Genomic DNA, 18115 nt, shown 5'->3' with positions numbered 1-18115 from the left:
TAAGAGACAGTCCTTGGCGTCCTTGGCGTCCTTGGCTCCGGCTTCGGCTTCGGCTTCGGACTTGGCCCCGCTCTCGGGCTTGGCGTCCTTGGCGGCTGCGGGGGCTTGGTCCTTGGCTCGGGGGTCGCCCTTGGCCGGGGTGCCGGGGGCGTCGTCCGCGGGCGAGGCGCCCTTGGCCGGGGCTTCGCTCTCGGCGGCGTCGCGACTCTGGGCGGGGGCGTCGTCCGCGCCGGCGGAGGCTCCCTTGGCGGGGGCGTCGTCCGCGCCGGCGGAGGCTCCCTTGGCAGGGGCGTCGTCCCTGGCGGGAGCCTTGCCCTCGGCCGGTGTGCTGTTCGGAGCCGGGGCGTCACCGGCAGTGGGGTCTTCGTCTTCGGCAGAAGCCTTACCCCCGGCGGAGGCGTCATCCGAGGCCGAGGCCTCGCCTCCGGCAGGAGAGTCGCCCCCGGCAAGGGCGCCCGACTTCACGGGAGCACCGCCCCTGGCAAGGGCGCTCCCCCCGGCGGAAGCGTCGCCACCGGAGGCATCCCCCTCGGAACCAGCGCCACGCTCGGCGGAGGCATCGCCCTGGGCAGGAACGTCGCTCCCCGCGCGGGGCTCGACGGCAGCGACGCCCTCCGCGGAAGCCGCTCCACCCTCGGCAGCGGAACCCCGCTCAGCGACAGCCTCACCCTCGGCGGAGACGCCACCCCCGGCAGCTCCACCCCCGGCCCGAGCGCCATCACCCACGGAGGTCTCGCCCTCGGCAGCGGTGCCCACGGCGGCATCCGCACCACCCTCGGCAGGGGAACCCTGCTCGGCGGTGGCCTTGCCTTCGGTGGAGACGCCGTCCCCGGCAGCTTCGCCCCCAGCCGGAGCGTCATCGCCGACGGAGGTCTCGCCCTCGGCGGCAGCGGCGCTCGCAGCGGAATTCCCGTCCTCGGCAGCCGATCCGCCCCTGCCGGCGGCATCGCGCTCAGCAGCGGCCTCAGCGGTCTCTCCGCCCCCGGTGACCGAAGAGGCTTCGCCCTCCCCGGCAGCAGGCTCGCCGCCCACGACCCACGCGGCGACCGCGGCCCGCAGCCGCGCGTCACCGTTCGCCTCGCCACCGGAAGCCTCCGAGGACCCCGAAGGCTCGGACGGCTCGGAAGCCGCCGATGACTCCGAAGGCTCAGAGGCCGATGGGGACCCCGAAGGCCCCGACGCCGCAGAAGACCCCGAAGGCTCCGAAGGCTCCGAAGGCTCCGATGCCGATGAGGACCCCGAAGGCCCCGAGGACCCCACGGCCCCCGACGCCGCAGGCGACCCCGAAGGCTCCGCGGACCCGGAAGCCGCCGATGACCCGGCAGGCGCCGCTGCCGTCGCCGCAGCCGCCGCCTCCGTCACCGCCTTCGTGGAGAAGACCGCCGTCGCCGAGTCCTCCCCCCGCGCCGAGGGGGCCTCCTCCCGCGCCGGAGGGACCTCGCGGGCCACTGCCAGGCGCGGGTCCGCGCCCGAGGGCGGGGTCGGTTCAGCGGTCGGGTTCCCCGACGACTTGCCCGACGACTTCCGCTGCTTCGACCTGTCGGGGGTCTCGCCCGCCACCGATGCCTCCTCGTACGCCTTGCCGTATGCGATCTGCGCTGTGTGTTGCGCGTTGCGCGTTATGCGTTGCCGTTGCGCCAAAACCCGGCCGGACTCAGTGTCCGAACCATGTACCAGTGTCCTGTGTGAGGGCTTAACCCCCGTGGTAGACGAGAACGACATACCTACTGGTTCCCGTACTTACCGGTCACGCACTCTCGACAGACCAATGTGAGAGGGGTCACCCTGTCATTCATCCACGCGGGGAGGCATGGATGGGCAGGAGCCGCAGAACAATTCCGGAGGAGCTTCTGCTGCTCGCTTTGGACCCGGCCACGGGTACCACAGCGCAGCCGCAGTCGCTCGACCTCGGTCTGGCCGGAGCACAGCTAGTGGAGCTGGCGCTGGCCGGACGGATAGCCCCAGACGGGGATCGTATCGCCGTGGTGATGCCACGGCCGACCGGAGATCCGACTCTGGACTCCGCACTGGAACTGCTGCGCAGGCGCGGCAGCCCGGTTCGGGCGGTCCACTGGATTGGCGGGCCCCGACTGGGGCTGCGCCAGATCTACCTCGCGCACCTGGAGCGGTGCGGCATGGTGCATGCCGTATCGGGCCAGATGTGCGGAGTACTGCCGACGACTCGCTACCAAGCGACGGACACGGCGATCAGCCGGGACATCAGGGCCCGGCTGGACAGCGCGATCCGCACCGGCGTACCGCCGGACCCGCGGACCGCGGCGCTCGCCGCGCTGGCCCATGCGGTCGGACTCGGCAAGCACCTGTATCCCGGGAACGAGGGGCGTTCATCGCGCTCCAGGCTCCGGGATCTGATCAGGCACGACCCCATGGGCGGCCTCGTGGCGCACGCCGTGATGGACGTTCAGAACGGTGTGGCCGCTCAGCCACGCCGTAGTCCGGCCCCAGCGGGACCGGGCGGCGGGCCGGGCGGTGGCCGGCAGCCGGCCAGGACCGCTCCGGAACCAGGCGTGGTCCCGATGCAGCCACGCCGCGGATCCATGGCTCGCGCCGTGGCCCACTGAGCCCGACCGGTTCGACCGGTTCGACCCGTTCGACCCGTTCGACCGGGCGCGATCCCGGCCGAGCAGGTCAGCAGTAACGAACCAGCACCCGCAGCACCGCTCAGCATCAGCAACACACCGCTCAGTACGACCCAGCACCGCAACAGCCACGCCGCACCGCCGTCCCCCAGACCCGGTTCGGGAGCCGCTGGGCCGCGCGGGGCAACGGCACCGGACCGTCCGGACGACGACAACCGGCGCCACCGCCCCGCGCGGCCGCACATCAGTACCAGGTACACACCAAGCACACCGCAAGCACACCCCAGGCACACCAGGCGCCGAGCAGCATTCGGGCCGCACCCCTCACATCAGTCCTCGCACCCGTCCGCACATCGGCTGTTTCCCAGCGGTGCGCGGCGCGTTGGTGGCACTCTGCTGAACAGCAGACACGCAAAGTAGAGGCATGTTGTAGTCGGAGGTGCACGTCCGTGGCGTCCAATGTCAATCCCACCGTCAGGCGACGCCGGTTGGGCCAGGAGCTTCGCCGGCTCCGCGAGCTCAAGGGCATGACGGCAGAGGAGGTCGCCGAGCGCCTGCTGGTCTCACAGTCGAAGATCAGCCGCCTCGAGAACGGCCGCCGCTCCATCAGTCAGCGCGATGTACGCGATCTGTGCGGTGTGTACGAGGTCGAGGACCACCGCATCGTCGACTCGCTCATGCAAATGGCCAAGGACTCCCGCCAGCAGGGCTGGTGGCACTCCTTCGGCGACATCCCGTACAGCGTCTACATCGGCCTGGAGACGGATGCCGCCTCGTTGCGCGTCTACGATCCCCAGGTCGTCCCCGGGCTGCTGCAGACCCGCGCGTACGCCGAGGCGCTGATCACCGGCGCGCTGCCGGAGACCACGCCGACGGACATCGAGAAGCGCGTCCAGGTCCGCGTCCGCCGCCAGGAGCGCATCTCGGCGCCGGAGAATCCTTTGCGCTTGTGGACCGTCCTGGACGAGTCCGCGCTGCGCCGCGTCGTCGGCTCCCAGCATCTGATGCGCGACCAGCTGGAGTATCTCGTCGAGCAGTCCCAACTGCCGCACGTGACCGTCCAGGTGATTCCCTTCCACATGGGCGCGCATCCCGGCCTCAATGGCCAGTACGCGATTCTCGAGTTTCCGGACGCCGCGGATTCCAGCGTCGTCTACATCGAGGGCGTCACGAGTGATCTCTATCTGGAGAAGGCCAACGACGTTCAGCAGTACAGCGTCATGTACGAGCACCTGCGGGCCCAGGCGCTGAATGTTGATCAATCGCGCCAACTCGTCGCCGACATCGCGAAAGAGTACGCACGCTGAGCGACCAGAGATCGACCAGAGATCGATCTGAGAGCGATCTGAGAGCGATCTGGCTGATACGTCGGATATGTGAAAGCTCTCCGCGGGGAAGGCGCCGCACGGTACACCTTTCCCGCGTCGGGGCGGAAGACCCCCATGGAATATGCCATCCGGTCGAGTGAACGGTCTCTTCACGCAGCGATGTTGGCGAGTAGCGTCATTCACGCCATCAAGCAACAACTGTTGGCGCAGCCGCCCTTGGCGGTGACCGCAACTCAACGACTGGGCAAACCGGAGTAACCATGGCAATTCACCAGGGCGCTACGAATTCGTGGATCAAGTCCTCGTATTCCACAGGGAACGGCGCGTGCGTAGAGGTCAAGTCCCCTCTTTCCTCGGCGATTTCGGTCCGGGACTCGAAGGTCACCGAGGGCCCCGTCCTCGCCTTCCCCACCGAATCATGGAACGCGTTCGTCTCCGAGGTGAGCCGGGAGACTCCCCTCCTCGGCTGATACGCGCGAGATCAACAACCGCATACGCACCACCGATTGAGCCCTCTCGACTGGCCCGCCGTCCCGGCCGAGGGGGCTCGGCCTCTTTCCGGAAACCGGAAAGCGGAAACCGGAATCCAGTACCTGCTACCGCAACTGATCCACGTACGTGTCCGTACCCGGCACCGTGGGAATGAACGGCGCCACCAGTTCCACCCGCCCGAGCCCCGATTCCGCCACCGCGTCCGCGCGCCCCGCGAAGTGCTCCTGCCAGCACTCCCGCGGATCGGCCTGCAGGAACCAGAGCAGCGTCAGCCTCGTGTCGACTCCCTCGACCTGCTTCACGTACGTCATCCGGTCCCCCGGCAGCGGAGTCGGCCGGAAGATCGTCACCATCGCGGCACGTGACCCCGCGAGAGCGCGCGGCAGGTGCTTGGCCCGCAGCCACTCCAGCAACTCGCCGCGCCGCTCGGCCCCTTCGGCGTCGATGACCTCGAGGACCAGCCCCTGGTAGGGGTGATCGAGCGCGTGGAAGTCGCGTGGACCGGCCGCACCGTCCCGGTAGACCGTCGCCTCATGGTCCTGGAACGCCGTGAAGACGTGCGTACGGTCCTGATAGACGCGGCCGTCCCGGTTGAGGCGCTTGTTGATGCCGACGGTCCACTTCATGTGGTCGTCGTAGCGGCCTTCGGTGACCCAGTACGTGGAGAGGTAGCAGCCCGCGGTGACCGGCTGGGCGACCGCCGACTTCTCGGGGTGGCGCAGGAGTTGCAGCTCGCGGGGCGCGACCCAGCGTCGCCCGGCGTACATCCAGGGCATCGCCATCGCGCCGGCGTAGTAGTGGTCGTCCTCGTACCAGCGGTTGTACGCGTACTCATGGCCCGGATGCGGCTCGACCATGGTGATCAGGGCGTGCCCCGGGTGCACGCCGTAGGGCCCGACGGCGGCCAGTTCGGCGTACGTGTCACTGCGCGTGTCGCCATGCGTGTCTTCCCCCATGCCTCTCCCCTTCCTCTCTCTTCCTTCCTCCGGTGGACGCCCATACTCTGACGCCCCGTCAGCAAAACTGCCATAGCCGGGAGGCGCCCCATGCCGTCGTCGCTCCTCGAAGGAAAGACCGTCGTCGTCTCGGGAGTCGGCGCCGGGCTCGGCCATCAGGTGGCGGCCGCCGTGGTGCGCGACGGCGGCCGCGCCGTCCTCGGGGCGCGCACGGAGGCGAACCTCGCCAAGTCGGCCGCGGAGATCGATCCCGAGGGCACACACACCGCGTACCGCGCGACCGACATCACCGACGAGGCCCAGTGCGAGGCCCTCGCCGCGCTCGCCCGCGAGCGCTTCGGCGGGATCGACGCGGTGGTCCATGTGGCCGCCTGGGACAGCTACTTCGGGGGCGTGGCGGACGCGGACTTCGCGACCTGGCAGCGGGTGATCGACGTCAATCTGCTCGGCACCCTGCGGATGACCCGGGCCTGCCTGCCCGCACTCAAGGAGCGGGGCGGCTCCGTCGTCTTCATCGGTACGCAGTCGGCCGTCGCCGCGCCCTCACAGGTCCGCCAGGCGGCGTACGCGGCATCGAAGGGGGCGCTGACCTCGGCCATGTACTCGCTGGCCCACGAAGTGGGGCCCGACCGCATCCGGGTCAACACGGTCCTGCCCGGCTGGATGTGGGGTCCGCCGGTCGAGGCGTACGTCCAGTTCACCGCGCACACCGAGGGCGTACCGGAGGAGGAGGTGCGGGGCCGGCTCGCGGACCGGATGGCACTTCCCGATCTCGCCACGGACGGGGACGTGGCGGACGCGGCCGTGTTCCTGGCGTCGGACCGGGCGCGGGCGATCACGGGGCAGTCGCTGCTGGTGAACGCGGGGGAGCTGATGCGGTAGCCGCGGCCGCGACTCGGGGGAACTCTCCACGGTCGTACGGGACTTGACTCCCGTACGGCCTTTTTCGTGCCCTGACAGGCTCCCGCACCCCCTACCGGCTCGATCAAGGATGTGAACGCAGGTCAGTAAACAGAACGATTTTACTTCCTCTTGACCTCACGGGCGGTTGTCCGCGCCCCACGGCCGAACCCACGATGAGCGGGCACTTCAAGGCCGCCCGCGTCCGTATGTCACGAAACTGGCGAAGTGCACGGCATTTCTGCGCAGTTCACAAGGCGGACCCCTGGAGGGGGCACATGAACAGTCTCGACTGGGCCGTGCTCATCGGCTACTTCGGCGTGATGGTCGCGATCGGCGTCTGGTCCCACAAGCGGGTGGACAACGTCAGCGACTTCTTCACCGCGGGCGGCAAGATGCCCTGGTGGCTCTCGGGCATCTCGCACCACATGTCCGGCTACAGCGCGGTGATGTTCACCGGGTACGCGGGCATCGCGTACACCTACGGCGTGACGTCCTTCGTCACCTGGTCCTTCCCGATCGCGCTCGGCATCGCGATCGGCTCCAGGCTCTTCGCGCCGCGCATCAACCGGCTGCGCTCGCGGCTGCACGTGGCCTCGCCGCTCGAGTACCTGAAGAACCGCTACAACCTCCCCACCCAGCAGGCGCTCGCCTGGTCGGGCATGCTCCTCAAGATCGTGGACGTGGGCGCGAAGTGGGCCGCGATCGCGACGCTGCTCTCCGTCTTCACCGGCGTCTCGCTCAACCAGGGCATCCTGATCACCGGCGCGATCACCGCGGTCTACTGCACGATCGGCGGCCTGTGGGCGGACGCGCTCACGGAGTTGGGGCAGTTCATCATCCAACTCTTCGCGGGTGTCGCGATGTTCGTGGCCGTCGTCCTCAAACTGGGCGACCACGGAGGCTTCTTCGGCGTCTGGGACGAGCCGGAACTCGCGGGCCACGGAAAGCCGCTGGTGGGGCCGTACGGAACGGTCTTCCTCCTGGCGTTCCTGTTCATCAAGCTCTTCGAGTACAACGGCGGCATGCTGAACCAGGCTCAGCGCTACATGGCGACCTCGGGACCGAAGGAGGCCGCGCGCTCGGCCCGTCTCTCGGCGGCGCTGTGGCTGGTGTGGCCGGTGGTCCTGTTCTTCCCCATGTGGATGTCGCCCCTGCTGGTCGACGCGAAGAACCCGGACGGCTCGGACGCGTACGGCCTGATGACCGAACAACTGCTGCCGCACGGCCTGTTGGGCCTCGTCATCGTCGGCTTCTTCTCCCACACGATGGCCATGTGCTCGTCCGACGCGAACGCGATCGCCGCGGTCTTCACGCGGGACGTGGCGCCGGTCCTGTCCAAGAAGGCCAGGCAGTGGAACGAACGCTCCGGCCTGATCGCGGCGCGCCTGACCACGGTGATCTTCCTGGGCCTTTCCATGGCGGTGGCCACGCAGGTCAACTCGCCCACGTTCAAGGACATCATCACGGTCGTCATCAAGTGGGTGGCCGGGCTCATGGGCCCGATCGCGATCCCGATGATGCTGGGTCTGCTGCGCCCGTTCCGCAGGTCGGGCCCGACGGCGGCGCTGACCAGCTGGGCGCTGGGCCTGCTGGCCTTCTGGCTGGTCAACTATCCCATCAACTGGAGCGTCGAGGGCGGAGTGCCGCTGGAGTACCAGGTCTCGATCCCACTGGCGGTATCGCTCTTCCTCTACATCGTGATCGGCTACGTGAAGCCGGAGGACACCCCGGAGCGCGACGCGATCATCGAGCGCGTGAATACGGACGATGACGGCTCCGCCGGTTCAGCGGCTGTTCCGGAGCCGGCGGAGGCGGGGGACGACGTATTGGGCACCCCGCAGCGTCCCGTACCGTAAATCACCGGCTTCGCCGAGTTCGTCCTCAAACGCCGGACGGGCTGATTGATCTCACCGGGGATACCGCGCCAGCCATCCCGGCGACGATACCGCCGGCCCATGCAGCGCGGGTCCCTGCGTCATCTCCATGGCGAAATCGTCCGCCAGCTCAAGCATCGTGGGCCGTCCCTCCAGCTCGGAGAGCCAGCCGGGGGGCAGCGCGGTCTCGCCGTGGAGGGCGCCGAGGAGGGCTCCGCACACGGCGCCGGTGGCAGCCGACGCGCCCCCGTGGTTCACGGCGAGGCGCAGCCCGTGGCGGATGTCCTCGCCGACCAGGGCGCAGTACACGGCGGCGCCGAGCACCCCTTCCGCGGAGCCGTCCCCCAGCAGTTCCTCCACCCGGGAGGGTGCGGGCATCCCCTGCCGCACGGCCCCCAGCGCGTGCTTCAGCGCATCGGTGACGGGCTGATGGCCGGGCCTGGCGGCGAGCAGGGCGAGGGTCCGCTGGATGGCCCCGTCAAGGGACTCGCCCCGAGCGAGCCCGTGCACGAGCACGGAGTGCGCACCGGCGGCGAGATAGGCGGCGGGATGCCCGTGGGTCTGCACGGCGCACTCCACGGCGAGCTGAAGGACCAGCTGCGGCTCCCACCCGACGAGCAGCCCGAAGGGAGCGGACCGGGTGACGGCCCCCGCGTCCCGTTCATCGGGATTCTTCGAAAGCTCCAGTGTGCCCATGGTCTCGTCTCCGAGACCGACCAGGCAGGCCTTGGCGGGCGACCGCCGCGAGTAGAGCCACTCCTCGCGCGCGAGCCAGCCGTCCTCCTTGCGCCGCTCGTCGGGCCCCCAGTCGCTCTGGGTGGCGGCCCACCGGCGGTAGGCGCGGTGCAGGTCGGTCGGCGGATGCCAGGCCCCGGTGTCGCGCCGCACCTGGGCGCGTATGAGTCCGTCGACGGTGAAGAGGGTGAGCTGGGTGGCGGCGGTGACGGCGCCACGCCTGCCGTGCGCGGGGGCGGGTTCGGTGAGCCCTTCCGTGCCGTGGGCCTCACGTATCGCGGCGAGGCTCAGCTCGTCGACGGGCGCGCCAAGCGCGTCACCGAGGGCGGCCCCGAGCAGCGTGCCGCGCACCCGGCTGCGGAAGTCCTGCTGCTCGGCGCGGCCCCAGACTCCGGTGGCTGCTGCGGTGCTCACGGCACCTCCTCCCCTGCTCTCCCCATAGCTCGACCCGTGCACTTCTGCGCAGCACTGTAATCGACCAGGAACGGTCGCTTCAGGGCCGATGCGATATCTGAAGAGTCACCCCTCAGATCACTTTTGACCGGCGTTCACCAGGCCTTTTCATATTCACCAGGCCTTTTCATTTCGGGGCGGAAATCACCGGCGGGGATCCTGATGGGGATCCTGATCGGGATCCTGATCGGGATGCTGATCATCCCTACGAAAGTGACGTACGCGGCAGCGCCTCCGCGTACCGCGCCCGCAAGGCGTCCCTGGCCGCGACGACCCTCGCCAGGCGCGGCGCGAGCCGGGCGCGATCGGCCCCCGGCGCGCGCAGGACCTCCGTCAGGAACTCCGCGAGCTCCGCCAGGTCGTCCCACTCCTGGTCGGAGGCGAGGGCCACCGTGAGGTGGGTGTCGAGGGCGGGCCAGTCGGCGCGGGCCGCGGCGATGAGGGCCGCGGCGGCGGCCTCCGAGCCCGGTCCGTCGCTCGTCGCCCCGGCCAGACAGGCGGACATCTCCCGCCAGAGCGGGGCCGCGGCCGCCGCGCCCCGCGCGCCGGTCTCCGCGAGGGCCAGGAAACCGAGGCGGTCCAGCTCGTCGGGCATCCGCCGGGCGGCCTCGCGGGCGAGGGACCAGCGGCCCGTCCTGCGGTGGACCGTGGACAGCTCCTCCAGCAGGTCGGCCTCGTCCGCGCCGGACGCCAGAGCGGCGGTGATCTCCGCAAGCGCCTCCTCGGGACGGCCGCACCACAGGTGGACGCGCGCGGCGAAATCGTGTCCCCACGAAGAGTCGGTGCTGACCTCGTTGTAGCGCGCGGCGTCGGCCAGGGCCCGCTCGATGCGGCCGGTGGCGCGGCAGGTGATCGCGTGCCGTATGAGGTACCAGGGAGCGTCGGGTTCCAGCTCCAGGGCGCGGTCCAGGTCCTCGAACGCCTCGGTGTAGCGACCCTGTTCGTGCCGGATGGATCCGCGCTTGCAGAGCGCGGTCCCGTAGTCGGGCTCCGTGTCGAGGGCCTTGTCCAGGTCGGCGGTCGCTTCCTCGATCCGGTCGAGGCGGTGCAGTGCGTCCGCGCGGCAGTAGAGGCACCAGGCGTCGGCGGGCAGCAGGGCGACGGCCCGGTCGGCGTCGGCGAGGGCCCGCTCGTACTCTTCCCGGTAGCAGTGCATCCTGCTGCGGTGACCGAGCGCCCATACGTAGTCCGGGGCGAGCTCGATGGCCCGGTCGAAGTCGGCCAGCGCCGCCTCCTTCTGATCCAGGCAGGCGTGCGCGACGCCCCGGCCCGCGAAGGCGGTGGCGTCGTCGGGGAGGAGTTCGACGGCCCGGCCGTACTCGGCGAGCGCCTCCTGCCACCGGCCCGCCTCCCGCAGCGCGTTGCCGCGCATCCGGACGATATAGGTCCACCGGGGGGCCAGCTCCAGGGCACGGTCGAGATCCGCGATGGCCCGCTCGGTCTCCTCCCGGTCGCTGTGCACCGCGGCCCGCTGCACCAGCGCCCACGCGTAGTCCGGGTCGAGCTCCACCGCCCGGTCCAGGTCCGCGAGCGCCGCGTCGTTCTGGCCGAGGGCATAGCGGACCACGCCCCGGTCCGCCCAGGGCATCGGCTCCGCCGGGTCCCTTTCGATCGCCCGGTCCAGGTCCGTGATCGCCGCCTCGTAGTCCCCCAGGAGCCGGTGGGTCTCGCCCCGCAGCGCAAGCACCCGGTCGGCGTCGGGGTCCAGTTCGTACGCGCGGTCGAGGTCGGCGAGCGCCGCGTCGAACTCCTGGCGCAGCTTGTGCGTGAACCCCCGGCCGAAGTACGCCCGTTCCTGCTCCGGGCCGAGTTCGATGGCCCGGTCGTACTCGGCGAGCGCCCGGTCGTACTCGCCGCTCTCGCGCAGATCACGGCCGCGCAGCGTACGGGCGAGGGCCTGCCCCTCGGTGTCGAGCCCGGCCCGGTCGAGCAGCAGCCCCAGCGCGTCGACCGGTGAGCCGTCGGCGAGCGCGGCCAGGAGGTCGCGGCCCCACCGGCCCACGCCCTCCGCCTCGACGTCGTCCCCGGCCTCGATGAGCAGCTGCGCCCAGCGCCTGGCCATGACCTCGCCCTTGTCGCAGGCGTCGACGGCGCCCCGCAGCGCGTGCGGCAGCGCGCCGCGGGGGTCGGCGCACAGCAGGTGGTACGTCTGGGAGATGCGCAGCTCCCACCAGCTGTCGTCGGACCACAAGTCGTCCTCGGTGGCGCCCTGTTCGGCCTCGGCGCGCCAGGCGGTGAACGTCTCCGCGAGCCGCTGCTGCTGCCGCGCCCACCCCCGAGGCGACCTGGTGCGCTGCAGCCGCAGCATCGGCGCGCGCACCACCCCGTGGTACTGCACGCGGTCGCCGCGATCGCTCACGAAGGGCAGCGAGCGCAGCCAGCCGAAGAGTCCCGGCGCCTCCTCGTCCGCGCAGTCCACGGCCGCCCGGAACACATCGCCGTCAAGCCGCCTGGGCAGCGCGCAGGCCAGCGCCGCCGCCCTGCGGACGGGGTCCGCCTCCCACTTCAGGAACCGCTCGACGGCCGTCGAGCTCGGGTCGCTGACATCGTCGAGGTCGACCGGACGCCCCTCGGCGAGCATGGACACCAGGACGGGAAGACCGCCGGTGAGCCGCAGCACCTCCTCGACCACCGGCTCCGCGGCCACCCCCTTGTCGGCGAGCAGCCCCCGCGCCTCCAGCTCGGTGAACGGGCCGATCGGCACATCCGCCATGAAGTCCGCGTAGCCGCCCCAGCGCGTCGCGTCGAAGGGCCGCTGGCCCGCGGTCACGACGACCACGTTGGCGGGCAGCGCGCCGTGCCGTTCGGTCGTCATCACCTCGTGCAGCCAGCCGTCGAGGATCGGCGCCGTGATCTCGTACGTGTCGAAGAACAGCACGATCCAGGGTGCGGCCTGCGCGGCGTCCGACAGCTCCGTGATCAGGACCGGCGTGAGGACCCGCTCAGGGGAGAGGACCAGCTGGACGTCCTCCTGATTACGGAAGCGCGCGCTCAGGCCCGCCCTCAACCGGTCGGCGCCCTGCGCGAGTTGGGCGGGATCCATCGCACCGGCGAAGACACCGACACCCGGCACGAGCCCCAGGCCGACCAGACTCGCGCGGGCCGCGGCCATGCCGGCGGGCGAGGGCACGGGCCGCGGATTGACCGAAGGGCCGGGCTGCGGGGCCTCCACCGTGGCCGCCGCTGCCGCCGACACCGACTCCGCCTCGTGCCGCCGGTCACGGTGCGCGGCCAACAGCCGCTCGAGATCTTTGAACCGCCGCCCCTGACGGGCGAATTGGGCACTGATGGCCGACAGCGCCTCGGGCACGCTGCCGACCGCCTCGTCGACGTACGCGGTCAGCGCACCGCGATCGCGGGCCAGCTGCTCCAACTCCCGTACCAGGGACGTCTTCCCGACGCCCGCGTTGCCGTGCACATGGAAGAGGAAGCGGTGCCGCTCGTCGTCCACCGGAAGGTCGAAGTTCTCGCGGAACGCCGCGAGTTCACCGCGGCGGCCGACGAATCCGGCCCGCCTGCGCCGACGTATCAGCTCCTGCATGGACGGCCGACGCTCCGTACCCCCGGACACCATGGGCCACACCCCCGAATCCCGTATACGCGCACCGCATCCCCGTGTACGCGCGTCGCCGTCTGCCCTGCGCACAGTCTTCCACCGCCCGTTCGCGCACGGGCCGAAACCGCCGCCCCCGCACACTCACCAACACCCGGCGCCATAAAGGTGAACCTGCGATGTACAACCATCCCGCCAGAGCGCTGGTCTCCCTTACGTCACAGTAGTTTCCCCACAGGAGGACCAGTGCGCCGTTCCCTCATCGCCGCCGCCGCGGCAGCCGCCATCGCGACGCCGCTCGCCGTCGTGGCGACGACCGGTTCCGCGGCGGCCGCCCCCGTACCGCACCGCATTCCGGTGACCGACTTCAACAAGGACGGGTACGCCGACCTCGCCGTCTCCGCGGGCCGCGGCACCGTCGACGGCAAGACCGGCGCCGGCTACATATCGATCGTGTACGGCTCGTCGGCGGGCGCCGACACCTCGCACGCCAAGCAGATCAGCCGCGCCACCCCCGGCATGCCGGGCACCCCCGAGCAGGGTGCGGGCTTCGGCCTGCGCACGACCGCCCGTGACCTCGACGGCGACGGGTACACCGACCTCGTCGTGAACGACGAGCCCTACGATGTCGTGCTCTGGGGTTCCGAGCACGGCCTCACCGGGATCTCGCAGTTCCCCGGCGAGTCCGTCTGGGACCTGAAGGCCGGCGACTTCAACGGCGACGGCAAGGCCGACCTCGTCGCCAACGGCAGATCCGGCCTGGAGACCCGCTTCGGCCCGTTCACCCGCGACGGGAAGCCCGCGTCCACCAAGCTCCTGGAGATCGGCGAGGACGACGGCCCGGTCGACATCATCGTCGGCGACATGACGGGCGACGGCGCGGACGACCTCGTCACCAGCCACTCCTTCGAGGAGATGCAGTACTCCTCGCGCCTGTGGAAGGGCGGCAAGGACGGCTTCACCGGCGCGTCCACGCCCACCGGCCAGTTCACCGTCGACGGCGTCATCGCCGACGTGGACAAGGACGGGTACGGCGACCTCGTGGCCCGCGAGGTGGACAAGGTCTCCGAGATGCAGGAGTACGACGCGGGCGCGGTCCGCGTCGTCTACGGCGCCGCGTCCGGCCTCTCCGACCGCACCAAGAAGATCACCCAGGACACCGCGGGCGTCCCCGGCGTCGGCGAGCAGGGCGACTGGGACCTCGGCGACAAGGGCGACCAGTTCGGCTACTCGATCTCCGCCGGTGACGTCACCGGCGACGGCTACCCGGACATCGCGGTCGGCGTACCGGGCGAGGACCTCGGCTCCGGCGACGACCTCGACACCGCCGGGGACACCGGCGCGATCGTCCTCCTCAAGGGCGGCGCGACCGGCCTGACCGGCACCGGCGCCCAGGCCTTCAACCAGTCCACCGCGGGCGTCCCCGGCGTCTCCGAGAGCGATGACGCCTTCGGCTCCGCGGTCCTGCTGGCCGACGTGAACAACAACAACCGCGCCGACCTGACCGTGGGCGCGCCCACCGAGGACGGCACGGTCAAGGACTCGGGCGCGGCCTGGCTCCTGCGCGGCTCCCAGAACGGTCTGACGACGACCAACATCACGTCGTTCAGCCCGTCCTCGCTGGGCACCGCGCAGGACGGCGCCCAGTTCGGCGGACAGCTCGCCCAGTAAGCAGTAATCGGTCCCGTAGTCAGTCCAGCACGGGAAGCAGCTCCGGGAGGTGGCCGTCCGACGCGGCGGCCACCTCCTGCCGCTCCCGCGGCACCTCTCCGTACAGCGTCGTCCGCGGCCTGGCCGGGCGTCCCGCCTCCTCCGCGATCGCGACGAGGTCCTTGACCGAGCGGTACGAGCCGTAACTGGAGCCCGCCATCCGGGAGATGGTCTCCTCCATCAGCGTGCCGCCCAGGTCGTTCGCGCCCGAGCGCAGCATCTCCGCCGCCCCCTCCGTGCCCAGCTTCACCCAGCTGGTCTGGATGTTCGGGATGTGCGGGTGGAGCAGCAGCCTCGCCATCGCCACCACCGCGCGGTTGTCGCGGGCGGTCGGGCCGGGGCGGGCGATGCCCGCCAGATACACGGGCGCGTTCGTGTGGATGAACGGCAGCGTCACGAACTCCGTGAAGCCCGCCACTCCCTTGGACAGCGCCTCCTGCTGGATCGCGGCCAGCGTGCGGAAGTGCCCGAGCCAGTGCCTCGGCTGGTCCACATGTCCGTACATCATCGTGGACGAGGACCGGATGCCCAGCTCGTGGGCCGTCTTGACCACCTCGATCCACGTCGCCGTCGGCAGCTTGCCCTTCGTCAGGACCCAGCGCACCTCGTCGTCGAGGATCTCGGCCGCCGTGCCGGGGATCGAGTCCAGGCCCGCCTCCTTGGCGGCGGTGAGCCAGTCACGTATCGAAAGACCCGTACGCGTCGCGCCGTTGACGACCTCCATCGGCGAGAAGGCGTGCACATGCATGCCCGGCACGCGCTCCTTCACGGCCCGCGCGATGTCGAAGTACGCCGTGCCGGGCAGGTCCGGGTGGATGCCGCCCTGCATGCACACCTCGGTGGCGCCGACCTCCCAGGCCTGCTGGGCGCGGTCGGCGACCTGGTCCAGGGAGAGCGTGTACGCGTCCGCGTCGGTCCTGCGCTGGGCGAAGGCGCAGAAACGGCAGCCGGTGTAGCAGACGTTCGTGAAGTTGATGTTCCGCGTGACGATGTACGTCACGTCGTCACCGACCACCGACTTGCGCACGTCGTCCGCGATCCCGCACAGCGCGTCGAGCGCGGGCCCGTCCGCGTGCAGCAGGGTCAGCGCCTGCGCGTCCGTCAGGCGCGTCGGGTCGTCGGCGGCCGTGGCGAGGGCGGATCGCACGTCCCCGTCGATGCGGGACGGCACCATGCCGGGCGCGGCCTGCTCGCGCAGCGCGTCCCAGTCGCCGTACACCTCGTCGAAGTCGTCGCGCCGGTCCGACGTGCGCCCCGTCGTGTCGATGGTGCGGTGCAGGTCGGTGCGGCCGGAGGAGGCCACGTACCCCTCGTCGGGCTCCTGCCAGGGCAGGCCGGTGGGGCGCGCTTCCTCGTTCGCCAGGCCCGTCTCCGGGTCGACGAGCGCGCGTACGTGCGGAAGAAGGCGGGGGTCGAGCCAGGGCTCGCCGCGCTGGATGAACTCCGGGTAGATCGTGAGCCGTTCACGCAGCGTGAAGCCCGACTCGGCGGTCTTCTCCGCCAGTTCGTCGATGTGCGGCCAGGGCCGCTCCGGGTTCACATGGTCGGGGGTGAGGGGCGAGACGCCGCCCCAGTCGTCGATGCCCGCGCCGATGAGCAGCGCGTACTCCGCGTCCACCAGGTTCGGCGGGGCCTGGATGCGGGCGCTCGGGCCGAGGATGTGCCGGGCCACCGCGATACACGCGGCGAGCTCCTCGAGCTCGGCGTCCGGCATGCCGCGCATCGCCGTGTCCGGCTTGGCGCGGAAGTTCTGGACGATGACTTCCTGGATGCCGTGGTACGAACGCTGCGTCGAGCGCAGCCGGAACAGCGAGTCCGCCCGCTCCTCGTACGTCTCGCCGATGCCCATCAGAATCCCCGTGGTGAAGGGGACGTTGGAGCGCCCGGCGTCCTCGAGCACCCGCAGCCGGACCGCCGGCTCCTTGTCGGGCGAGCCGTGGTGCGGGCCGCCCGGCTCGCTCCACAGCCGTGTCGCCGTCGTCTCCAGCATCATGCCCATGGACGGCGCGACGGGCTTGAGCCGCTGCAGATCGGTCCACGTCATGACGCCCGGGTTGAGGTGCGGGAGCAGCCCCGTCTCCTCGAGCACGCGGATCGCCATCGCGCGTACGTAGGCGAGGGTGTCGTCGTACCCCTCCGCCTCCAGCCACTCGCGCGCCTCGGGCCAGCGGTCCTCGGGCCGGTCGCCGAGCGTGAACAGGGCCTCCTTGCAGCCCAGTTCGGCCCCGCGCCGGGCGATGTCGATCACCTCGTCCGGAGAGAGGAACATCCCGTGTCCCTCGCGCCGCAGCTTGCCGGGGACGGTGACGAAGGTGCAGTAGTGGCACTTGTCCCGGCACAGCCGCGTCAGCGGGATGAAGACCTTCTTCGAGTACGTGATGACGCCGGGCCGCCCCGCCGCCGCGAGCCCCGCGTCACGCACCCGCGCGGCGGACGCGGCGAGGTCCTTGAGGTCGTCGCCGCGCGCCTGGAGGAGCACGGCGGCCTCGGCGGTGTCGAGCGCGACGCCGCCCCTGGCGCGCTTGAGGGCGCGGCGCATGGCGTTGGCGGTGGGTCGGGCCGGCTCCTGAGGTGCTTGGTCCTTAGGTGCTGGGTCCTGCGGCGCGCTGTTGGTCATGGCTCCGAGCATACGAGCGGGCGCCGACAGAAACAGCTACAGGTCAGTGCTGGTTACCGGCAGCCCGTGTGAGGTGCACGTATCGCTGGAATCCGTCGAGCACCTCCAGTACGCCGGCCTCCTCGCGGGCGGGCAGCTGCACGATGACCTCGTCGACGCCGAGATCGGCGTAGTGGGCGAGCTTGCCGGGGGTCGGCTCGACCGCCGAGAGGGCGATGTAGAGGTCGCCGGGCGGGCGGCCCGCGTCCGCCCATGCCTCCCGGAGCGCCGGGAGGGACTCGCGCAGACCCGCGCCGCCGATGGGCAGCCAGCCGTCGGCGTACTCCGCGATGTGCGCGAAGAGCTTCGGCCCTGCGGCTCCGCCGATGAGAGTGCGGGGGCCGTGCAGGGGCTGCCCGTTCTTCCGGGCGCGGGGGGCGAGTTTCGGCTTCGGGTGGACCTCGCTGGCGCGTACGCTCGCGAATTCGCCATGGTGGGCGGCGGGTTGGTCGTTCCACAGGGCCCGCATGACCGCCATCCGGTCCCGCACGAGGGCGCGCCGGGTGGGCCAGTGGACCCCGTGGTCGGCGGCCTCCTCACGGTTCCAGCCGTAGCCGATGCCGAGGGTGAACCGGCCGCCGGAGAGATGGTCGAGGGTGGCGATCTGCTTGGCCAGGTCGATGGGGTCGTGCTGCCCGACGAGCGTGATGTTCGTGCCGAGGGAGAGGGTCCGGGTGACGGCGGCGGCCTGCGCGAGGGCGACGAAGGGGTTGAGCATGCGGGCGCACTCGGGCGGGAGTTCACCACCGGGGTAGGGGGTTTCGCGGGCTACGGGGATGTGGGAATGCTCGGGGAGGTAGAGCCCGGCGAAGCCGCGCTGCTCCAGCTCTCGGGCCAGGCGGGTGGGGGCGATGG

11 protein-coding genes and 1 pseudogene are annotated in these 18115 nt (G+C 70.9%); 6 read left to right on the top strand and 6 right to left on the bottom strand.

Annotated elements, in window-relative coordinates; all coding sequences use genetic code 11:
• Nucleotides 1–1560: pseudogene (locus E2651_RS28295) on the bottom strand (hypothetical protein); the annotation flags it as partial.
• A 254-nt stretch (nt 1561–1814) separates the two neighbouring features.
• Here E2651_RS28295 and E2651_RS28290 point away from each other — a divergent pair.
• The 3 genes from E2651_RS28290 (at nt 1815) to E2651_RS28280 (ending at nt 4398) form a co-directional block, all read left to right on the top strand.
• Nucleotides 1815–2582, top strand: coding sequence for a GPP34 family phosphoprotein (locus tag E2651_RS28290; protein WP_135334071.1), 768 nt, complete (start codon nt 1815–1817; stop codon nt 2580–2582).
• Nucleotides 2583–3049: 467 nt separating this feature from the next.
• A complete protein-coding gene (locus E2651_RS28285; RefSeq protein ID WP_135334070.1) occupies nt 3050–3907 on the top strand; it encodes a helix-turn-helix transcriptional regulator in 858 nt (285 codons plus the stop codon).
• A 281-nt stretch (nt 3908–4188) separates the two neighbouring features.
• Nucleotides 4189–4398, top strand: a complete 210-nt coding sequence (locus E2651_RS28280; protein WP_135334069.1) for a DUF397 domain-containing protein — start codon at nt 4189–4191, stop codon at nt 4396–4398.
• Between the two features lie 126 nt (nt 4399–4524).
• Here the strand turns inward: E2651_RS28280 and E2651_RS28275 are convergent, their stop codons facing one another.
• Nucleotides 4525–5376, bottom strand: coding sequence for a hypothetical protein (locus tag E2651_RS28275; protein ID WP_135334068.1), 852 nt, complete (start codon nt 5374–5376; stop codon nt 4525–4527).
• A gap of 90 nt (nt 5377–5466) precedes the next feature.
• On the opposite strand from E2651_RS28275, the gene E2651_RS28270 reads away from it, so the two are divergent.
• Together E2651_RS28270 and E2651_RS28265 are read left to right on the top strand one after the other, a co-directional pair.
• Nucleotides 5467–6258: an SDR family oxidoreductase gene (locus tag E2651_RS28270; protein WP_135334067.1), complete on the top strand. Its 792-nt coding sequence runs from the start codon at nt 5467–5469 to the stop codon at nt 6256–6258.
• A gap of 296 nt (nt 6259–6554) precedes the next feature.
• Nucleotides 6555–8135 (top strand): sodium:solute symporter family protein, encoded by a 1581-nt coding sequence (locus E2651_RS28265; protein WP_135334066.1) that lies wholly within the window; start codon nt 6555–6557, stop codon nt 8133–8135.
• Between the two features lie 51 nt (nt 8136–8186).
• Here E2651_RS28265 and E2651_RS28260 read toward each other — a convergent pair whose 3' ends face one another.
• Both E2651_RS28260 and E2651_RS28255 read right to left on the bottom strand, forming a co-directional pair.
• Nucleotides 8187–9302, bottom strand: coding sequence for an ADP-ribosylglycohydrolase family protein (locus tag E2651_RS28260; protein WP_135334065.1), 1116 nt, complete (start codon nt 9300–9302; stop codon nt 8187–8189).
• A 244-nt stretch (nt 9303–9546) separates the two neighbouring features.
• Nucleotides 9547–12882: an ATP-binding protein gene (locus tag E2651_RS28255; protein ID WP_135334064.1), complete on the bottom strand. Its 3336-nt coding sequence runs from the start codon at nt 12880–12882 to the stop codon at nt 9547–9549.
• 258 nt (nt 12883–13140) lie between these two features.
• Here E2651_RS28255 and E2651_RS28250 point away from each other — a divergent pair, with 258 nt between their 5' ends.
• A complete protein-coding gene (locus E2651_RS28250; RefSeq protein WP_135334063.1) occupies nt 13141–14565 on the top strand; it encodes an FG-GAP-like repeat-containing protein in 1425 nt (474 codons plus the stop codon).
• Nucleotides 14566–14584: 19 nt separating this feature from the next.
• Here E2651_RS28250 and E2651_RS28245 read toward each other — a convergent pair whose 3' ends face one another.
• Together E2651_RS28245 and E2651_RS28240 are read right to left on the bottom strand one after the other, a co-directional pair.
• A complete protein-coding gene (locus E2651_RS28245; protein ID WP_135334062.1) occupies nt 14585–17221 on the bottom strand; it encodes a bifunctional FO biosynthesis protein CofGH in 2637 nt (878 codons plus the stop codon).
• A gap of 43 nt (nt 17222–17264) precedes the next feature.
• Nucleotides 17265–18113 carry an LLM class F420-dependent oxidoreductase gene (locus E2651_RS28240; protein ID WP_245239295.1) on the bottom strand — a complete coding sequence of 283 codons (849 nt, stop codon included), beginning with the start codon at nt 18111–18113 and terminating at the stop codon, nt 17265–17267.
• Nucleotides 18114–18115 lie beyond the last annotated feature (2 nt).

The sequence above is a fragment of the Streptomyces sp. MZ04 genome (assembly GCF_004684775.1).
GTDB lineage: Bacteria > Actinomycetota > Actinomycetes > Streptomycetales > Streptomycetaceae > Streptomyces.
Note: the sequence above shows the minus strand (reverse complement) of the source record. Positions and strands in the feature narration are given on the sequence as shown.